The sequence below is a fragment of the Janthinobacterium sp. AD80 genome (genome assembly GCF_002878455.1).
Classification (GTDB): Bacteria; Pseudomonadota; Gammaproteobacteria; order Burkholderiales; family Burkholderiaceae_D; genus Janthinobacterium.
This window is the reverse complement of the sequence record NZ_NRDQ01000005.1, coordinates 14977-31528: the sequence shown is the minus strand read 5'-3', so window position 1 is coordinate 31528 and position 16552 is coordinate 14977. Positions and strand designations below refer to the sequence as shown.

19 protein-coding genes are annotated in these 16552 nt (G+C 62.9%); 4 read left to right on the top strand and 15 right to left on the bottom strand.

The annotated features are described in order from the left end of the window. Nucleotides 1–122: 122 nt before the first annotated feature. Complete coding sequence (locus tag JaAD80_RS01195; protein ID WP_102292510.1) at nucleotides 123–659, top strand: RDD family protein; 537 nt, start codon at nucleotides 123–125, stop codon at nucleotides 657–659. Nucleotides 660–722: 63 nt separating this feature from the next. Then, nucleotides 723–1151 carry a group III truncated hemoglobin gene (locus tag JaAD80_RS01190; protein ID WP_102292509.1) on the top strand — a complete coding sequence of 143 codons (429 nt, stop codon included), beginning with the start codon at nucleotides 723–725 and terminating at the stop codon, nucleotides 1149–1151. Here JaAD80_RS01190 and JaAD80_RS01185 read toward each other — a convergent pair. The 12 genes from JaAD80_RS01185 to JaAD80_RS01130 all read right to left on the bottom strand — a co-directional run bounded on the left by JaAD80_RS01185 (nucleotide 1148) and on the right by JaAD80_RS01130 (nucleotide 11128). After that, nucleotides 1148–1906: an rRNA pseudouridine synthase gene (locus tag JaAD80_RS01185; RefSeq protein ID WP_102292508.1), complete on the bottom strand. Its 759-nt coding sequence runs from the start codon at nucleotides 1904–1906 to the stop codon at nucleotides 1148–1150. The genes JaAD80_RS01190 and JaAD80_RS01185 overlap by 4 nt on opposite strands. 705 nt (nucleotides 1907–2611) lie before the next feature. Continuing rightward, on the bottom strand, nucleotides 2612–3529 hold the full coding sequence (locus tag JaAD80_RS01180) for an SAM-dependent methyltransferase (RefSeq protein ID WP_102292507.1): 918 nt from the start codon (nucleotides 3527–3529) through the stop codon (nucleotides 2612–2614). After that, the gene (gene iscX / locus JaAD80_RS01175; RefSeq protein ID WP_102292506.1) at nucleotides 3516–3710 is read right to left on the bottom strand and encodes a Fe-S cluster assembly protein IscX; all 195 of its coding nucleotides are present in this window, start codon (nucleotides 3708–3710) and stop codon (nucleotides 3516–3518) included. The genes JaAD80_RS01180 and iscX overlap by 14 nt, the downstream gene beginning before the upstream one ends. 1 nt (nucleotide 3711) lies before the next feature. Continuing rightward, on the bottom strand, nucleotides 3712–4053 hold the full coding sequence (fdx, locus tag JaAD80_RS01170; RefSeq protein WP_034750070.1) for an ISC system 2Fe-2S type ferredoxin: 342 nt from the start codon (nucleotides 4051–4053) through the stop codon (nucleotides 3712–3714). A 61-nt stretch (nucleotides 4054–4114) separates the two neighbouring features. Beyond that, nucleotides 4115–6001, bottom strand: a complete 1887-nt coding sequence (hscA, locus tag JaAD80_RS01165; protein WP_102292505.1) for a Fe-S protein assembly chaperone HscA — start codon at nucleotides 5999–6001, stop codon at nucleotides 4115–4117. Nucleotides 6002–6109: 108 nt separating this feature from the next. Next, on the bottom strand, nucleotides 6110–6625 hold the full coding sequence (hscB, locus tag JaAD80_RS01160; RefSeq protein ID WP_102292504.1) for a Fe-S protein assembly co-chaperone HscB: 516 nt from the start codon (nucleotides 6623–6625) through the stop codon (nucleotides 6110–6112). A 66-nt stretch (nucleotides 6626–6691) separates the two neighbouring features. Continuing rightward, nucleotides 6692–7012 carry an iron-sulfur cluster assembly protein IscA gene (gene iscA / locus JaAD80_RS01155; protein WP_034750079.1) on the bottom strand — a complete coding sequence of 107 codons (321 nt, stop codon included), beginning with the start codon at nucleotides 7010–7012 and terminating at the stop codon, nucleotides 6692–6694. Between the two features lie 158 nt (nucleotides 7013–7170). Further along, complete coding sequence (gene iscU / locus JaAD80_RS01150) at nucleotides 7171–7557, bottom strand: Fe-S cluster assembly scaffold IscU (protein ID WP_034750082.1); 387 nt, start codon at nucleotides 7555–7557, stop codon at nucleotides 7171–7173. A gap of 55 nt (nucleotides 7558–7612) precedes the next feature. Beyond that, the gene (locus tag JaAD80_RS01145; protein WP_102292503.1) at nucleotides 7613–8869 is read right to left on the bottom strand and encodes an IscS subfamily cysteine desulfurase; all 1257 of its coding nucleotides are present in this window, start codon (nucleotides 8867–8869) and stop codon (nucleotides 7613–7615) included. Nucleotides 8870–8909: 40 nt separating this feature from the next. Beyond that, nucleotides 8910–9386, bottom strand: a complete 477-nt coding sequence (iscR, locus tag JaAD80_RS01140) for a Fe-S cluster assembly transcriptional regulator IscR (protein WP_065310626.1) — start codon at nucleotides 9384–9386, stop codon at nucleotides 8910–8912. Between the two features lie 348 nt (nucleotides 9387–9734). Beyond that, entirely contained in the window at nucleotides 9735–10286 is a 552-nt protein-coding gene (locus JaAD80_RS01135) for an NADAR family protein (RefSeq protein WP_102292502.1), read from the bottom strand. A 38-nt stretch (nucleotides 10287–10324) separates the two neighbouring features. Next, nucleotides 10325–11128 (bottom strand): uracil-DNA glycosylase, encoded by an 804-nt coding sequence (locus JaAD80_RS01130; RefSeq protein WP_102292514.1) that lies wholly within the window; start codon nucleotides 11126–11128, stop codon nucleotides 10325–10327. Between the two features lie 351 nt (nucleotides 11129–11479). Here JaAD80_RS01130 and JaAD80_RS01125 point away from each other — a divergent pair, with 351 nt between their 5' ends. Beyond that, nucleotides 11480–13144, top strand: a complete 1665-nt coding sequence (locus JaAD80_RS01125; RefSeq protein ID WP_102292501.1) for a diguanylate cyclase — start codon at nucleotides 11480–11482, stop codon at nucleotides 13142–13144. Nucleotides 13145–13173: 29 nt separating this feature from the next. Here JaAD80_RS01125 and maiA read toward each other — a convergent pair whose 3' ends face one another. The 3 genes from maiA to JaAD80_RS01110 are packed head-to-tail and all read right to left on the bottom strand — an operon-like array spanning nucleotide 13174 to nucleotide 15460. Continuing rightward, entirely contained in the window at nucleotides 13174–13824 is a 651-nt protein-coding gene (maiA, locus tag JaAD80_RS01120; protein ID WP_102292500.1) for a maleylacetoacetate isomerase, read from the bottom strand. Between the two features lie 14 nt (nucleotides 13825–13838). Further along, nucleotides 13839–14867: a fumarylacetoacetate hydrolase family protein gene (locus JaAD80_RS01115; protein WP_102292499.1), complete on the bottom strand. Its 1029-nt coding sequence runs from the start codon at nucleotides 14865–14867 to the stop codon at nucleotides 13839–13841. 59 nt (nucleotides 14868–14926) lie between these two features. After that, complete coding sequence (locus JaAD80_RS01110) at nucleotides 14927–15460, bottom strand: VOC family protein (protein ID WP_102292498.1); 534 nt, start codon at nucleotides 15458–15460, stop codon at nucleotides 14927–14929. Nucleotides 15461–15586: 126 nt separating this feature from the next. Between JaAD80_RS01110 and JaAD80_RS01105 the strand changes: the two genes are divergently transcribed. Further along, entirely contained in the window at nucleotides 15587–16543 is a 957-nt protein-coding gene (locus JaAD80_RS01105) for a LysR family transcriptional regulator (RefSeq protein WP_102292497.1), read from the top strand. Nucleotides 16544–16552 lie beyond the last annotated feature (9 nt).

Sequence of the window (16552 nt, the reverse complement as noted above, 5' to 3'; positions counted from 1 at the left end):
CTCCACCTCCGCCTTGCCGCCTGCCACGTTGACGGCGCCAGCGGCGGCCGATCCTGCCGCAGCCGCCCCGGCCACCACCGTGCCCGTCACGCCACCCACGACTCCTGCCCCACTGCCCGCCAATGCCAAATAGCACACCCGCCGCCAGCCTCACCGCCCATCCCACGATCAAACGCCGCCTGATTTCCATGGTGTACGAGTCCCTGCTGGCCCTGGCCGTGCTGTTCCTGCCCTTCCTGGTATTTGAATTGATCGTGCAAGGCGCGCACACACCGCTGACGGAACACATGCGCCAGTGCCTGGCCTTCCTCGTCATGGGCGCGTATTTCATCCACCAATGGAGCCGTGAAGGACAGACCCTGGCCATGAAGACGTGGCGCTTGCAAGTGGTGCTGCCGGGCCATGCCCATGTGCCGCTGCGCGTGGCCGCCTACCGCTACGTGCTGGCCTGGATGTGGCTGCTGCCGGCCCTGCTGGTGGCCTATCTGTTCGACCTGCAGCACTGGGCGGCCCTGGGCGCCATCGGCGTGGGCATCCTCGCGTGGTCGGCCACGGCCCTGTTCACGGGCAATGGCCAGTTCCTGCACGATAAATTGCTGGGTACGCAGATCGTGCAATTACCGGCGCCCGCGAAGAAACCAAAGAAAGTCGCTGCCTGAGTTTTTATGCGGCTTGACCTGGGTCATTGAAGCGCCACGGGGGCTCTGCGATCATGGCGTGCCATGAATAATACTGCCCCCCTCCCCCACACACGTTTCGCCAAATACCGCGCGGAAGTCTGCAGCGAAGACGACGTCAGACATCTGGTCCACACCTTCTATGCGGCCGCGCGCGACGACGCCATGCTGGGCCCCATCTTTGCCGCCGAGGTCAAGGACTGGGACGCCCACCTGGCCACGCTGGTCGATTTCTGGTCAGGTTTGCTGCGCGGCACCATGCGCTACCACGGCAAGCCGCTGGCACAGCACGCGCAAATGGAACACCTGACGCCCTGCATGTTCCGGCGCTGGCTGACCCTGTTCTTCGCCACCACGGAAAGCATGGGTAATGCGGCCCTGCAAGAGAAAGCCGACACCATCGCCCTGAATATCGCCGAACGGCTATGGAAAAGCTTTGCGGAAAGCCATGCCATCACGGCGCCGCAGATTTAGAAGCGTTCGTAGCCCTGCAGATAACGCCATTGCCCCACGGGCATGGCGCCCATGGAAATGCGGCCGATGCGCAGGCGCTTCATGCCGACGACGTCCAGGCCCACCATCTTGCACATGTGGGCGATCTGGCCCGGCTGCACGTTTTTCAGCGCAAAACGCAAGCGCGTTTCATTCTGCCAGCTGACCTTGATCGGCGGCAAAGGCTTGCCATTGAAGGGCAAGCCGTGGTTCAGCAGCGCCAGACCATTTTCCGCGATATCGCCCGATACTTCCACGATGAATTCCTGCTCCACCGTTTTCGCTTCATCGACCAGCTTGCGGGCCACGCGGAAATCCTGCGTAAATACCAGCAGGCCGGAGGCCATGGTTTCCAGCGGATTGGTGATGGTCAGGCCGATCAGATGACGCTTGAGGAAGCGCGTGACGGAACTGGGCGCCACATTGTCGGGCGTGAAGATCTCTTCGGGACGCAGGCAGCCGAGGGCCGGCTTGCCTTCGCTGCCGACACCGCCATTGATGCCTGCCGGCTTGTGCAGCAAAATCGTCACGGGCGGCATCTCATCCAGCGTGGCGTTCGGCAACAGTACCACCTCCTGGTTATCCGCCACGCGCGCACCGGCCTCTTCCACCAGCACGCCATCGACCGTGACCCAGCCGCCCTCGATATACAGTTCGGCCTCGCGGCGCGAACAGGGCACGTCTTCAGACAGGCGCTTGGCCAGGCGGACGGTGGGCATTTCGTGTGGTGTGGTCATGGGGATGCGCAAAAAGCAAGAGGAGGAGAAAGGCGGTATTGTAACCGACCGGCTCCTCCCTCTTGTTGATTGCGCGGGTGTTGGTCGGATTACGCGCTCGTGCGCTAATCAGACCTACGTGACCCGCTTGCCGTTGCTGGTGTTTGTCGGATTACGCGCTGTCGCGCTAATCCGACCTACGCGACCTGCGCGGCCGTGGCGGGTTTCGTAGGTTGGATTAGCGGAACGCGTAATCCAACAATCAGACCTAAGTGGCTTGTTGCCGTTGCTGCTGATTACCCGGTGATTGCCGGATTACGCTGCGCTAATCCGGCCTACGCGACCTGCTGGCCATTGCTGGTGTTTGTCGGATTACGAGCTGTCGCGCTAATCCGACCTACCCGACCTGTCCGACCTGCGCTGCCGTGGCTGGTTTGGTAGGTTGGATTAGCGGAACGCGTAATCCAACAATCAGACCAACGTGGCTTGTTGCCGTTGTTGCAGATTACCCGGTGATTGTCGGATTACGCTGCGCTAATCCGGCCTACGCGACCTGCTGGCCGTTGCTGGTGTTTGTCGGATTACGCGCTGTCGCGCTAATCCGACCTATGCGACCTGCTCGACCTGCGCTGCCGTGGCTGGTTTGGTAGGTTGGATTAGCGGAACGCGTAATCCAACAATCAGTTTCGCAGGCTGGCTTGGCGGCTTGCCGCACCATCCGACAAGTCAGGCTGTCGCCTTGGCCAACTCTTCGGCAAAGAAACGGTGGCCCATTTCTTCCAGGCCCAATGTCTGCAGCACTTCCTGCAGGCGCTCGGTCGGACGCTGGCGCGGCAGGTTTTTATAACTGGCGATGATCAGCTCATTTTTCATCGAATGCTCCCAGCCCACCAGTTCCGTCACGCTGACCTGGTAGCCGTGCGCTTCCAGTTGCAAACAGCGCAGCACGTTGGTGATCTGGCTGCCGAATTCGCGCGTGTGCAGCGGGTGGCGCCACAGTTCCGTCAGCACATTCTTGCCCAGGCTCTTGCCCTTGTTCTTTTTCAGCACGGATGCCACTTCGGCCTGGCAGCATGGCACCAGCACCATGAACTTCGCCTTTTTCTTCAAGGCGAAGTGGATCGCGTCATCGGTGGCCGTGTTGCACGCGTGCAGGGCCGTGACGATGTCGATCTGCTGGGGCAGCAAGTTTGACTCCGTCGATTCGGCCACGGACAGCGGCAGGAACGACATGCCGGGGAACTTGAACTTCTGCGCCAATTCCTGCGAACGCTGCACCAGCTCTTCGCGCGTCTCGATGCCGTAGATGTGCGAACCGTCGTTGCCGTTCTTGAAGAACAGGTCGTACAGGATGAAGCCCAGATACGACTTGCCGGCGCCGTGGTCAACCAGCGAGACGCCGGGATGGTCCAGCTGCACTTCGCGCAGCAACGGCTCGATGAACTGCGTCAGGTGGTACACCTGCTTGAGCTTGCGGCGGCTGTCCTGGTTCATCTTGCCGTCGCGCGTCAGGATGTGCAATTCCTGCAGCAAGGCGACCGACTGGCCATCCTTGATCTCGGGCATGTTGCTGGCGGCCGTGATGATGTCCTTCGGCGCGGCGACTGCGGTGGCGGCGGCTGCCGCGCCCTTAGCGCGCTTCATCGATCCACGCCATCTGTATCGCTTCAAGCACTTTTTCGCCGCCGCGCGTGTGGTCATCGTCGAAGCCGTCCAGCGCCACCACCCAGTTATGCAGGTCGGTGAAACGCACGGTCAGGGGATCGATGTCCGGATGCGTGTCGAACAGCGCTTCGGCGATCGCGGTGATATCGGACCATTTCATCTTAGTGGCTGCCTTCGCTGACCTGGTTGATCGTGTATTTCGGGATCTCGACGACGAGGTCGGCCTCGGCCACGATGGACTGGCACGACAGGCGCGACACGGCTTCCAGGCCCCATGCCTTGTCCAGCATGTCTTCTTCAAGTTCCGTCGCTTCGTTCAGGGACTCGATGCCTTCGCGTACCAGCACGTGGCAGGTGGTGCAGGCGCACGATTTTTCGCAGGCGTGCTCGATGTCGATGTCGTTTTCCAGCAGGATGTCGCAGATGGACTTGCCGGCCGGTGCTTCGATGACGGCGCCGTCGGGGCAAAGCTTGGCGTGCGGCAGGATAACGATTTGTGGCATGGTTTCTTCTTTCAGTCTGTCATTCGGAGCGCGGCCGCAGTTTCGGCGGCGCGCTGTTCAATTAGTCTTGTACGACCTGGTCCAGGGATTTACCCGTCAAGGCAGTGCGCACGCTGCGGTCCATGCGGCGCGAGGCGAAATCCTCGGTACCGTCGGCGAGCAGCTCGATCGCCAGCTTCAAGGCCTGATGGTCGATGGCGCCGCTTTGCGATTGCACGATGGCGTCGCGCACCTTGTTCATCAAACCGTCGACTGTGACGCGCTCGGCGTCATCGAGCAAGCCGCCGTCCTCATCCAGCGCCGACTGCGTGGCCAGCAGGATGCGTTCCGCTTCCACCTGCTCTTCGCGCAGCGCGCGCGCCACCATGTCGACATCGGCCGAGGTGTAGGAATCCTGCAGCATGCGGGCGATGTCGTCGTCGCCCAGGCCGTAGGCCGGCTTGACGCTGATCGACGCTTCCACGCCCGAGCGCAGCTCGCGCGCCGAGACCGACAGCAAGCCGTCCGCATCGACCTGGTAGGTGATGCGGATGCGCGCGGCGCCCGCCACCATCGGTGGAATGCCGCGCAATTCAAAACGTGCCAGCGAACGGCAGTCGCTCACCAGTTCGCGCTCGCCCTGCAGCACGTGCACGGCCAGCGCCGTCTGGCCATCCTTGAAGGTCGTGAATTCCTGGGCTCTGGCGCAGGGAATCGTCGAATTGCGCGGGATGATTTTTTCCACCAGGCCGCCCATGGTTTCGATACCCAGCGACAGCGGGATCACGTCCAGCAGCAGCCAGTCGTCGCCGGCGGCGCGGTTGCCGGCCAGCAGATTGGCCTGGATGGCCGCGCCCAGCGCCACCACTTTATCCGGATCGATGTTCGCGTGCGGCGTCGTGTGAAAGAATTCGCTGACGGCGCGCTGCACATGCGGCATGCGCGTGGCGCCGCCCACCATCACCACGCCGTCGACGTCGTCCGCATCCACGTTGGCGTCGCGCAGCGCCTTCTTGATGGCGTTCATGGTCTTGGCGACCAGGTGCTGCGTCATCTTGACGAATTCCTCGGCCGTGATGCGCAGGTGGATCTCTTCGCCCGAGTTCAGCACGGCGTCGATCGTCGTTTCGGACTTGGTCGACAGCAGTTCCTTGATTTCGCGCGCCTTCACCAGCAGGATCGCCGTATCTTCGTCGGACAGCGGCGCCAGCTTGGCGTGCTCGCTGATCCAGCAGAACAGGCGGCGGTCGAAATCGTCGCCACCGAGGGCCGAATCGCCACCCGTGGACAGCACTTCAAACACGCCCTTGCTGAGTTTCAAAATCGAGATATCGAAGGTGCCGCCACCGAGGTCGTACACGGCGTACACGCCTTCGGACGCGTTATCGAGGCCGTAGGCGATGGCGGCGGCCGTCGGCTCGCTCAACAGGCGCAGCACGTTGATGCCGGCCAGCTGCGCCGCATCTTTCGTTGCCTGGCGCTGCGCGTCGTCAAAGTAGGCGGGCACGGTGATGACGGCGCCGACCAGGTCGTCGCCGAGGGAATCTTCCGCGCGCTGGCGCAGGGTGGCGAGGATTTGCGCCGACACTTCGACGGGGCTTTTCACGCCAGCCACGGTTTTCAGCTGCACCATGCCAGGCGTATCCTGGAAATCATAAGGCAGGTTTTCCGCGTAAGCGATGTCGGCCAGGCCGCGGCCCATGAAGCGCTTGACGGAAACGATGGTGTTCTTCGGATCGGTGGTTTGCGCGGCCAGGGCCTTGTAGCCGATGTTGGCGTGGCCGTTCGGCAGGTAGCGCACGACGGACGGCAGCAAGGAGCGCCCGTCTTCATCGTTGAGCACCTCGGGGATGCTGTTGCGGACGGTGGCGACCAGGGAATTGGTGGTGCCCAGATCGATGCCGACGGCCAGGCGGTGCTGGTGCGGCGCGGTCGACATGCCTGGTTCGGAAATTTGCAGAAGTGCCATTGTATTCGTGCCTCGATTAATTTTTTGCGTGATGCAGCTGATGCCTGTTGCGCATTATAAGACGCGCGCCAGACTGGCGCTTGGCACGCCGGTCAAGCTATCCGGAGATCAGGCTTCGATCGCCTCATAGGCAAAACGGACTTCCTCGCCGAATTTATCGAGGAACATCAGGGCGCGCACGCTTTGCGCGGCATTGACATAGTCGGCAGCGTCGAGCTGCGCACCCACCTGGGCCAGCAAGGTCTTGCGTTCGGCGCGCAGCTGGCGGTCCAGCGCGTCGAGCGCGTCGGCATCCTTGCCGGCGCGGGCATCGCCCAGCTCTTCGCGCCACTCCATCTGCTGCATCAGGAAGCTGACAGGCATGGCCGTGTTCGATTCCGTCTGCAGGTCGACGCCATTGATTTCGCACAGGTATTGGGCGCGCTTTTGCGGGCTTTTCAGGGTCTGGTAGGCTTCATTGGCGCGCGTGGCCCATTGCATGGCCACCCTTTTTTCGGCGCTGCTGGCATTGATGAAACGGTCCGGGTGGACCTTGCCCTGCACATCGCGGTAGGCAGCGTCGAGCGCGCTCATGTCGAGCGCGAATTGCGCCGGCAACTGGAATAATTCGAAGTGGTTTTGCATAATTGTCGGTGGTCGCTGTACCGCAATCGATGGGTACAGCGCACCGACCGGGGTCTTGCCAGCTATTTAAATCCTGAAAGACTCGCCGCAGCCGCAGGCGTCCTTTTCGTTCGGATTGTGGAACTTGAAGCCTTCGTTCAAGCCTTCGCGCGCGAAATCGAGTTCCGTGCCATCGATGTACGGCAGGCTTTTCGGGTCGACGAAGACCTTCACGCCATGCGATTCGAAGACGCTGTCTTCGGCCGCCGCTTCATCGACATATTCGAGCTTGTAAGCCAGGCCAGAGCAGCCCGTGGTACGCACGCCGAAGCGCAGGCCCATGCCCTTGCCGCGCCGTTCGATATAGCGGTTGATGTGCTTTGCCGCTTTTTCGGTCAGTGTGATCATGTATTTCTCCGCTCCTGCTCCCACATGGGAACAGGTATCAAAATCCAACAAATTCTAGAGTGCCTGAAAAACGTTCAGGGCAAGGCGCATTGCCGAAGGCAGTACGACTAGTACGACAAGGCAATGCAACGCCGCCATGGACGTTTTCTCAGGCGCTCTTACGCTGCCGGATGGCGGGTCTGGTAATCCAGCACCGCTGCCTTGATGGCGTCTTCCGCCAAGATGGAGCAGTGGATCTTCACTGGCGGCAGCGCCAGTTCTTCGGCGATCTGCGTATTCTTGATGGCCAGCGCCTGGTCCAGGGTCTTGCCCTTGACCCATTCGGTCACCAGCGAGCTCGATGCGATGGCCGAACCGCAGCCATAGGTCTTGAATTTCGCATCTTCGATCAGGCCATCGGCGCCGACCTTGATCTGCAGTTTCATCACGTCGCCGCAGGCGGGCGCGCCGACCATGCCGGTGCCGATGGTTTCATCACCCTTGTCGAAAGCGCCCACGTTGCGCGGGTTTTCGTAGTGATCGAGTACTTTGTCCGAGTAAGCCATTTTGATGCTCCTTTAATATTCTTGCCGGCCCCATTGGCAGGGGCCACGGTGTTGGTTAGTGGGCAGCCCATTGGATGGAATTGATGTCAATACCATCTTTAAACATGTCCCACAGCGGCGACAGTTCGCGCAGCTTGTGTACTTTCGATTTCAGCAGGTTGACGGCGAAGTCGATGTCTTCCTCGGTCGAGAAGCGGCCGATGGTGAAGCGGATCGAGCTGTGCGCCAGTTCGTCGCTGCGGCCCAGGGCGCGCAGCACGTACGATGGTTCCAGGCTGGCCGAGGTGCAGGCCGAACCGGACGACACGGCGATATCCTTGATCGCCATGATCAGCGACTCGCCTTCGACGTAGTTGAAACTCACGTTCAGGTTGTGCGGCACGCGGTGGTCCATGTCGCCGTTGATATAAACTTCTTCGATCTCTTGCAGGCCCTTGGCCAGGCGGTCGCGCAAGGCCAGGATGCGGCCGATTTCGCTGTCCATTTCTTCCTTGGCGATGCGGAACGCTTCGCCCATGCCGACGATCTGGTGCGTTGGCAAGGTGCCCGAGCGCAGGCCGCGCTCATGGCCGCCACCGTGCATCTGCGCTTCCAGGCGCACGCGCGGCTTGCGGCACACGTACAGCGCGCCCACGCCTTTCGGGCCGTAGGTTTTGTGCGCCGTGAAGGTCATCAGGTCGACCTTGGTCTTTTGCAGGTCGATGACGACCTTGCCCGTCGCTTGCGCGGCGTCGCAATGGAAGATGATGCCTTTCGAGCGGCAGAATACGCCGATCTCGTCGATCGGCTGGATCACGCCGATTTCGTTGTTCACCAGCATCACCGACACGAGGATGGTGTCCGGGCGGACGGCCGCGGCCAGCTGCTCGACAGTGATCAGGCCGTTGTCCTGCGGTTCCAGATACGTCGCTTCAAAGCCGATGCGTTCCAGTTCGCGCACCGTGTCGAGCACCGATTTGTGCTCGGTCTTGACGGTGATGATGTGCTTGCCCTTGGTCTTGTAGAACTGCGCCGCGCCCTTGATGGCCAGGTTGTTGCTTTCCGTCGCGCCGGAAGTCCAGATGATTTCGCGCGCATCGGCGTTCACCAGGGCCGCCACGTGGCCGCGTGCCTCTTCCACGGCTTTTTCCGCCGTCCAGCCATACATGTGGCTGCGCGATGCCGGATTGCCGAACTGCTCGCGCAGGTAAGGAATCATCTTGTCGGCGACGCGTGGATCGATCGGCGTGGTAGCCGAGTAATCCATGTAGATCGGGAAATGCGGTGCGGTTTCAAAGTGCACTTGGCCTACGTTTTTTTCTGGGGCGTTCATCAATAACTCCTGCAATCAGCAACTGGTATTTTTGTCATTATCAACCGAGGGCCGCGTGGTTACGGTGCATCACCATCACGCTTTGCTCGGCATTCTTTTGTCTCTGCTGGTCGACCAGGTCCTGCAAGGACACAGAATCCAGATAATCGACCATTTTTTCGTTGAGTGTGGACCACAATTCATGCGTCATGCAGCGCGCACCCGTGGCCGCGTCGGCGCCATGGCAATGTTCCTTGCCGCCGCACTGCGTGGCGTCGAGCGGTTCGTCGACGGCGATGATGATGTCGGCCACCGTCACCTTGTCCGCACGGCGCGCCAGGCTGTAGCCGCCACCGGGGCCACGGATCGATTCGACGATCTCATGCCGGCGCAGCTTGCCGAACAGCTGTTCCAGGTAGGACAGGGAAATCGACTGCCGCTGGCTGATGCCGGACAGGGTGACCGGACCCTTGCCCTGGCGCAGGGCAAGATCGATCATCGCTGTCACGGCAAAACGGCCTTTTGTAGTCAGACGCATACATCCTCGGTCAACTGTTCAATAACTGGTTTAAAATATTGCGGTTTTTCAACTCCTCAAACCCTGAGTAGTTGAATGATTTAGTCAAGTATAACAAATTCGGCGGGGTTTGTCAGAGCGCCCCTCGATGACCACAGGGCTGGCAGGGGCATGGCCGGCCGCGCCAGGCGCGGCGGCATCAGGAAAACAACAATCGGAAAATCGCCGGCCTCACGGCACCTGACAAAACCGCCGCGAGCGGGAGGGAGAGGTGGCCGAGGAGCGCAACCGTACTTGGTACGGCGGCGCCGCGCCGGTGAGCATCGCAGGCCACCTATGCCGACGCGCAGCAGGTTTGGTCGGGCGCTATCATCCCCGCAGGGCGGTGCGCACCTTCATCAGTTCAAAGCCCAGCAGGTTCAAGCCGTCCCAGGTGGCAGGATCGGCGATGCGCGGATTATCCGACGCCAGGCCCACGCCCCAGATGCGGTCGACGGGACTGGCTTCGACGATGACGCGCTCGCCCGTGCCCAGCAGAAACTTGCGCAGCGCGGGTTTTTGCGAGAACTTGGCGAAGTTGCCATCGAAGACGATGCCGGCGCGCGCCGCCTCCCACACCTTGGCGTCAAAGTTGGCCACCTCGCGCCCCAGTTTCTTGACTTCCGACGGCCGCTCGGCCGCCACGATGCGCGCCTGCACGGCGGTGTCGCCGAACAGGGCGGCCTTTTGCGCCATCATGTAGTGCTCTGCCGTGGCATACGTCACGCCAGCCAGGCTGAACGGCGACGGAAACCACTGGCTGAAACAGCTTTTGTCGGCCACTTGCGGCTGGGCCGGCGTATGGCCCCAGAAATACAGATAGTCGGGCACGCCGCCCGCCGCTATCCACGCCTTCAATTCTTCAGTATTGCTAATTTGCATATTCCCCGGACTTCCGCCAGACAGGCGCCAATTCACTCTCAAGCACGCAACAGCTGCATCGGGCCAAACAGGGCCTGCATGTCGCGATTGCCAATAAAGGACAGATTATACGGATGTTCGGCCGTCACCTGCGGCAGCATTGCCGCCACCGGCAGGCGCTTGACCAGCTCGGCAATCTTGCCCCACAGCACCAGTTGCGGCAAGGTCGCGCCGCCCTGCCGCGCCAGCGCTTCCAGCACTACCTGCAGGAAGGGCAGCCAGCCGCGCGCATCCTGCACGGGCGGCACGTGGGCACGGAACACCAGCGCCGCGTTGAGCAGCAGGAAACCCTGCTCCGTCATCTTGCGCTGCAGCTCGGGCAAGGTCTGGATGACGCCGCTGCCGGCCTGCTGCGCGGCCGCCGCCACGGGCGCCATCGCCGCACCGGACGTATCGCCGCCCTGCAGCTGGCCATCTGCCACCAGCAGCATCTTCATGAAGTTGCGCAGCGACGTGGCGCGGTTGACGGGTTTCGACAGGCCCGTGGCCGACCACAGGCTGCCGACGGCGCCATCCATGAAACACACGCCCGTGGCGCTCTCGGCGCGCGGATACGGCCCCTCGCCCACCAGCACGTGGCGCACCTGCGCCAGCGGCAAGGCAAAAGCGGCAAACAGCCTGCCTTGCGTGGGCAGGTAATCATCGGCGGCCAGCGCCGGCAAATAAGCAGGGTCGGCCGCCATCACGGCGTGCAGGCCGCGCAGCAAACTGGGCCGCCAGGAAGCGTGCGCCAGGGACAGGGCATCGGTGATGCTGGCAGGAATGGTCGGAACGGACATGGAACTGGCGGTCATGGAAGGCATGGTGAATTGCGCAAAGGCAAATTGTAGCGCACGGATGCAAGCTACGGGCCTGCCAGCATTGTTGAAACCGCACAATTGCCATACTCAACAGCAATACCGCAATAGCAACAATACTATCAAAAATTACAATGCATATGCGCCAATGGCGCCCGTCAATGCTAGACTGGTTTCCTTGGAACTTGAGCCATATCAAGAAATAGTGCTTACCGGATTCTCCAATCCACCTACGCTCATTGCGTCCGGGCAAGTTCTAAACAAACTGCCTTTCACATGCATGACCACTACCTGACACGATTGCGCGATACGCCACGCCGGCTCTGGCTGAGCCTGCTCCTATGGCTAGGCTGCGCCATGCCGCTTCCCAGCCACGCGCAAGCGGCGACGGCGCCCGAAACAGCGCACCCGGCGCCGAGGCAGGTGCTGGTGCTGTATTCGCTGGGCAGCGATGCCTCGTCGCTGTGGCAAACGCTGATCCGCAGAGGCATCAGCGCGGAACTGGCGAACCAGAACTGGAGCGCCGCGCCCGGCATCTTTGAAGAACGGCTCGATTCTGTGCGCGTGGGCGAGCAGCCCGCCGTGGCCGGGCTGGAGACCTACCTGCAAACCAAGTACAGGATGGTGCACCTCGACGCCATCATCACGGAAAACTACCTGGCGGCGCAGTTCCTCAGCCAGCACCCGAAGCTGTTTCCCGGCGTGCCGCGCTACTATGTCAACCAGGGACGGCAGGACTGGGCGCCCGGCGACGGCGTCAATCTCGATGTGCACCACGATTTTCCCAAGGCCATCGCCGTCATGCTGCAAGTGCTGCCGGCGCTGCGCCATATCGCCATCGTCGGCGATGGCAGCGCGCGCGGCCAGGCGTGGATCGCCGCCCTGCGCAGCGCCAGCGCGCCCTACCAGGGCCGCCTGCGGGTCGACTTCTGGGATCACCTGAGCCAGGAAGAACTGCGGCGCCGCACCGAAGCGCTGGGCAGCGGCAGCGCCATCTACCTGCTGCCCGTCTACCGCGACGTGCTGGGCGAGCGCACCACGCCGCCCGACGTGGCGCGCGACCTGGCCTCGCGCAGCGCCGTGCCCATTTTCACCAGCGTCGAATCGCTGATACTGCCCGGCGTGGTGGGCGGCTATGTGATCAGCGGAGAAAAAGTCGGGCGCACCATCGCACGCATCCTGCAGGGCCGCGCGCCGGACGCCAATGGCATGCAGGCGTATATCTTCGACGATGCCGCCATACGGCGCTTCGGCTTGCGCCAGCTGCCGCCCGAGGCGCGCATCCTGAACCGGCCGCAGGGGCTGTGGGCGCAATACCACTGGCAGATCATCGCCGGGCTGTCGCTGATCGTGCTGCAGGCGGCGCTGATCACGGCGCTGATGCTGGCGCAGCGCAGCCGCCGCGCCACCCTGGCAACCCTGCATGAGGAACGCACGCTGCTCGAGGAGCGGGTCCTGCAGCGCACCCTGGAACTGCTGGTGGCCAATTCGCGCCTGGAGCAGCAAGCCACGACGGACCCGCTGACAGGGCTGGGCAACCGCCGCATGATGACCCTACGCCTGGGCGAGGAGCTGGAACGCGCGCAGCGCTTCGGCCACACGCTGTCGCTGCTGATGATCGACATCGACCACTTCAAGCGCATCAATGACCGCCATGGCCACGACGCGGGCGACCGCGCCATCGTCGCCGTGGCGCAGGTCCTGCGCAGCGTCACGCGCGGCATGGATACGGCGGCGCGCTTCGGCGGCGAGGAATTCGTGCTGCTGATGCCGGAAACGCCGCTGCCGGTGGCGCTGGAAGTGGCCGAGCGCCTGCGCATCGCGGCGGCCCACCTGCGGGTGGAGTGCGATGACGGCCAGCTGGTCAATCTGACCATCAGCATCGGCGTGACGTCGAGTGCGCCGCAAGCCACGGCGCCAGCCCGGCGGGAACCGGACAGCCTGACCGACCTGCTGATCCGCGCCGACCAGGCCCTGTACCGCGCCAAGCACGCCGGGCGCGACCGGGTGGAGTGGGCCTGAAGCCGCCCTGCCGCCGCCCTCCTGATGTCCTATTCCGCGTCAGGCTGCCGCGACGGATGCGCGGCGGCAAACGCCGGCAAGCTGACGCAATGCGCGTGAATGCGCGCCACGCGCGGATAAGGCGCGAGATCGATGGCGAAGCGCTGCGCATTGAACACTTGCGGCACCAGGCAACAGTCGGCCAGCGTCGGGCCGTCGCCGTGGCAGAACAGCCGCGTGCCCTTCGGGTCGCCCTGCGCCAGCAGCGCCTCAAACGCCGCCAGCCCTTCGGCCATCCAGTGGCGGTACCACTCCTGCTTGGCCTCTTCCGACAGGCCCAGCGTGTTCTTCAGGTATTTCAGGACGCGCAGGTTCGTCAGCGGATGGGCGTCGCAGGCGATCGCCAGCGCCAGCGCGCGCACTCTTGCCCGCCCGAGCGCATCGGGCGGCAGCAGCGGCACGCCGGGGCGCGTCTCTTCCAGGTATTCCAGCATGGCCAGCGACTGCGTCAGGATGGCGCCCTCGTCGTCGAGCGCCGGCACCAGCGCCGACGGATTGACGGCGCGGTAGGCCGGCAGCAGCTGCTGGCCGCCGTCCTGCAGCAAATGCACGGGGATGCTGTCGTAGGCAATGCCTTTCAGGTTCAGGGCAATGCGCACGCGGTAGGCGGCCGAACTGCGAAAATAGGTGTACAGCTTCATGGGGCGCCCTCCCCTCAGGCGCGCGTGGCGCCAGCGTACGGGGCCACCGTCTGCTCGATGCTGCCGAAGATGCTGGCGCCGGCCGCGTCGCGCATCTCGATGCGCACCGTGTCGCCGAACTTCAGGTAGGCCGTCTTTGGCGCGCCGTGCTCGATGGTTTCGTACATGCGCACCTCGGCCAGGCAGCAGTAACCGACGCCGCCGTTCTCGATGCTCGATCCGAACAGATTGCCCTGCTTGTTCGACACGGTGCCGGAACCGACGATGCTGCCGGCGCCCAGTTCGCGCGTCTTCGCGGCGTGGGCAACCAGCTGGGCAAAATTGAACGTCATGTCTTCGCCCGCATTCGGCTTGCCGAAGGGTTTGTCGTTCAGCTCCACCAGCAGCGGCAGGTGCAGCTTGCTGTCAGCCCAGTCGGCACCCAGTTCATCGGGCGTGACGGCGACGGGCGAAAAGGCGCTGGCCGCCTTCGACTGGAAGAAACCAAAACCTTTCGCCAGTTCGCCCGGGATCAGGTTGCGCAAGGAGACGTCGTTGACCAGCATGACCAGGCGGATGGCGTTCGCCGCGTCGGCCACGCTGGCGCCCATGGCGACGTCGCCCGTGACGACAGCCACTTCCGCTTCCAGGTCGATGCCCCACTCTTCCGACAGGGCGAAGATCGGGTCGCGCGGGCCAATGAAGCTGTCCGAACCGCCCTGGTACATCAGCGGATCCGTGTAAAACGAGGCCGGCACTTCCGCGTTGCGCGCCTTGCGCACCAGTTCCACGTGGTTGATGTAGGCCGAACCGTCGGCCCACTGATAGGCGCGCGGCAGCGGCGAGTGGCACAGGCTGGCGGCAAATGGCTGGGCGCCGGCCGCCGTGCCCGCGTTCAGGGCCGCGTAGGCGATTTCCAGCCTGGGCGCGATGCTGTCCCAGTCGTCGAGCGCCGCCTGCAGGGTGGGCGCGATCTCGGCGACGGCGAGGCACTGGCGCAGGTCGCGGCTGACGAGGATCAGGGCGCCGTCACGGCTGCCGTTTTTCAGGGTGGCGAGTTTCATGGTATTCCTTGTTCGATGGTTGTTTGAAGTGGCGTCAGCGTGGGGATGTGCGCTGCGGCTCAGGCCTCGGCCGGCGCATGCATCCAGGCGGCGTGCTTCGGTGCGCGGCGCGTCTGCGACCATTCTTCCAGCATTTCCCATTTGACGGCGTCCAGTTTGGCCATCATCTCGGGCGTGCCCACGTTGGCCGCCAACTCCAGGCGGTGGCCGTTCGGGTCAAAGAAATAGATCGACTGGAAGATGGCGTGGTTCACGGGACCGAGCACCTCGATGCCGCCGGCGACCAGGCGCTCCTTGGCGGCCAGCAGTTCGTCCATGCTGGCCACTTCCAGCGCCAGGTGCTGCACCCAGGCCGGGGTATTGCGGTCGCGGTCCATCGGCGGCTGCGTCGGCAGCTCGAAGAATGCCAGCACATTGCCCTGCCCCGCGTCGAGGAAGACATGCATGTACGGGTCCGGCGCCTTGGTCGATGGCACCAGGTCTTCGGCGATGGCGAGGACGAAATTCATGTTCAAATGCTTGACGTACCACTCGACGGTTTTCTTCGCGTCGATGCAGCGGTAGGCGACATGGTGGATTTGCTTGATTTTCATGATGTTTGTCTCCGATGGATGCGCCCGGGGCGCGATGGCTGGCGTATTTTTCAGCTTTTCACCATTAGAATCGAGTTGCAGCTATCATACAAACAATTTTTATCCATCGATTTATCGGATTATCTTATGAGTCCCAGCTTGCGACAGATGCGCGCCTTCGTGGCGCTGGCCAAGACCGGCAGTTTTACCCTGGCCGCCGAATACCTGCACGTGACGCAGTCCGCCTTGAGCGGCTTGATCAAGGAACTGGAAAGCGTGCTGGGGGTGCGCGTGGTCGAGCGCAGCACGCGCAAGACGCAGCTGTCGGAAATCGGACGCGAACTGTATCCGCTGTTTGAAAAGATGATAGAGGATCTCGATGGCGCCATGGCCGGCATCGCCCAGCGCAAGGCACTGAAAACGGGCATGGTGCGCATCGCCGCGCCGCAGATGATGGCCTGCACCCTGCTGCCGGAAGTGATCGCCGCCTATCGCCAGGCGCACCCGGAAGTGCAGCTGCGCCTGGTCGACTGTCCCGTGGAGAATGTCTCGGCGCGCGTCTTCAGCGGCGAAGTCGATTTCGGCATCGGCCCCGAGCGCGATCCGACGGCGGAAATCGCCGCGCAGGTGCTGTTCGAGATGCCCTTCGTGCTGGTCTTCCCCGAGCAGCACCCGCTGCAGCAGAAAGAACGCGTCACCTGGGCCGACGTGGCCGACTACCCGTTCATTTCCCTGCAGGGCCAGTTCACGGAACGCCTGCTGCGCGACATGCATGGCTCCTTCCGCGACCTGTCGCTAAATCCCTACAATGAAGTGACCTTCATGACGACGGCGCTGGCCATGGTCAGCGCCAACCTGGGCATCACGGCCTGCCTGCCGTATGCGGAACCGATGGTCAAGCTGTATAAACTGCAGATGCGCACCCTGCACGAGCCGGAACTGACGCGGCGCTTTTTCGTCTACACCAAGACGGGCCGCTCGCTGTCGCCGGCGGCCGAAAGCTTCATGGCCTTCCTGTTCCAGTTCGTCGAGACGCACGAGTGGAATGTGGGCGGCGCGCGCGACGCAACGCCGGCGGGCAGCGCGGCGGGCAGCGCCTTATAATCCAGCATC

Coding starts and splice junctions, on each gene's coding strand:
- JaAD80_RS01135 (WP_102292502.1), bottom strand. CDS start 10,286: ATGCAAATTAGCAATACTGAAGAATTGAAGGCGTGGATAGCGGCGGGC.
- JaAD80_RS01195 (WP_102292510.1), top strand. CDS start 123: ATGCCAAATAGCACACCCGCCGCCAGCCTCACCGCCCATCCCACGATC.
- JaAD80_RS01190 (WP_102292509.1), top strand. CDS start 723: ATGAATAATACTGCCCCCCTCCCCCACACACGTTTCGCCAAATACCGC.
- JaAD80_RS01125 (WP_102292501.1), top strand. CDS start 11,480: ATGCCGCTTCCCAGCCACGCGCAAGCGGCGACGGCGCCCGAAACAGCG.
- JaAD80_RS01180 (WP_102292507.1), bottom strand. CDS start 3,529: ATGAAGCGCGCTAAGGGCGCGGCAGCCGCCGCCACCGCAGTCGCCGCG.
- iscX (WP_102292506.1), bottom strand. CDS start 3,710: ATGAAATGGTCCGATATCACCGCGATCGCCGAAGCGCTGTTCGACACG.
- iscU (WP_034750082.1), bottom strand. CDS start 7,557: ATGGCTTACTCGGACAAAGTACTCGATCACTACGAAAACCCGCGCAAC.
- JaAD80_RS01105 (WP_102292497.1), top strand. CDS start 15,587: ATGAGTCCCAGCTTGCGACAGATGCGCGCCTTCGTGGCGCTGGCCAAG.
- maiA (WP_102292500.1), bottom strand. CDS start 13,824: ATGAAGCTGTACACCTATTTTCGCAGTTCGGCCGCCTACCGCGTGCGC.
- JaAD80_RS01115 (WP_102292499.1), bottom strand. CDS start 14,867: ATGAAACTCGCCACCCTGAAAAACGGCAGCCGTGACGGCGCCCTGATC.
- JaAD80_RS01130 (WP_102292514.1), bottom strand. CDS start 11,128: ATGCCTTCCATGACCGCCAGTTCCATGTCCGTTCCGACCATTCCTGCC.
- iscR (WP_065310626.1), bottom strand. CDS start 9,386: ATGCGTCTGACTACAAAAGGCCGTTTTGCCGTGACAGCGATGATCGAT.
- JaAD80_RS01185 (WP_102292508.1), bottom strand. CDS start 1,906: ATGACCACACCACACGAAATGCCCACCGTCCGCCTGGCCAAGCGCCTG.
- hscA (WP_102292505.1), bottom strand. CDS start 6,001: ATGGCACTTCTGCAAATTTCCGAACCAGGCATGTCGACCGCGCCGCAC.
- fdx (WP_034750070.1), bottom strand. CDS start 4,053: ATGCCACAAATCGTTATCCTGCCGCACGCCAAGCTTTGCCCCGACGGC.
- JaAD80_RS01110 (WP_102292498.1), bottom strand. CDS start 15,460: ATGAAAATCAAGCAAATCCACCATGTCGCCTACCGCTGCATCGACGCG.
- hscB (WP_102292504.1), bottom strand. CDS start 6,625: ATGCAAAACCACTTCGAATTATTCCAGTTGCCGGCGCAATTCGCGCTC.
- JaAD80_RS01145 (WP_102292503.1), bottom strand. CDS start 8,869: ATGAACGCCCCAGAAAAAAACGTAGGCCAAGTGCACTTTGAAACCGCA.
- iscA (WP_034750079.1), bottom strand. CDS start 7,012: ATGATCACACTGACCGAAAAAGCGGCAAAGCACATCAACCGCTATATC.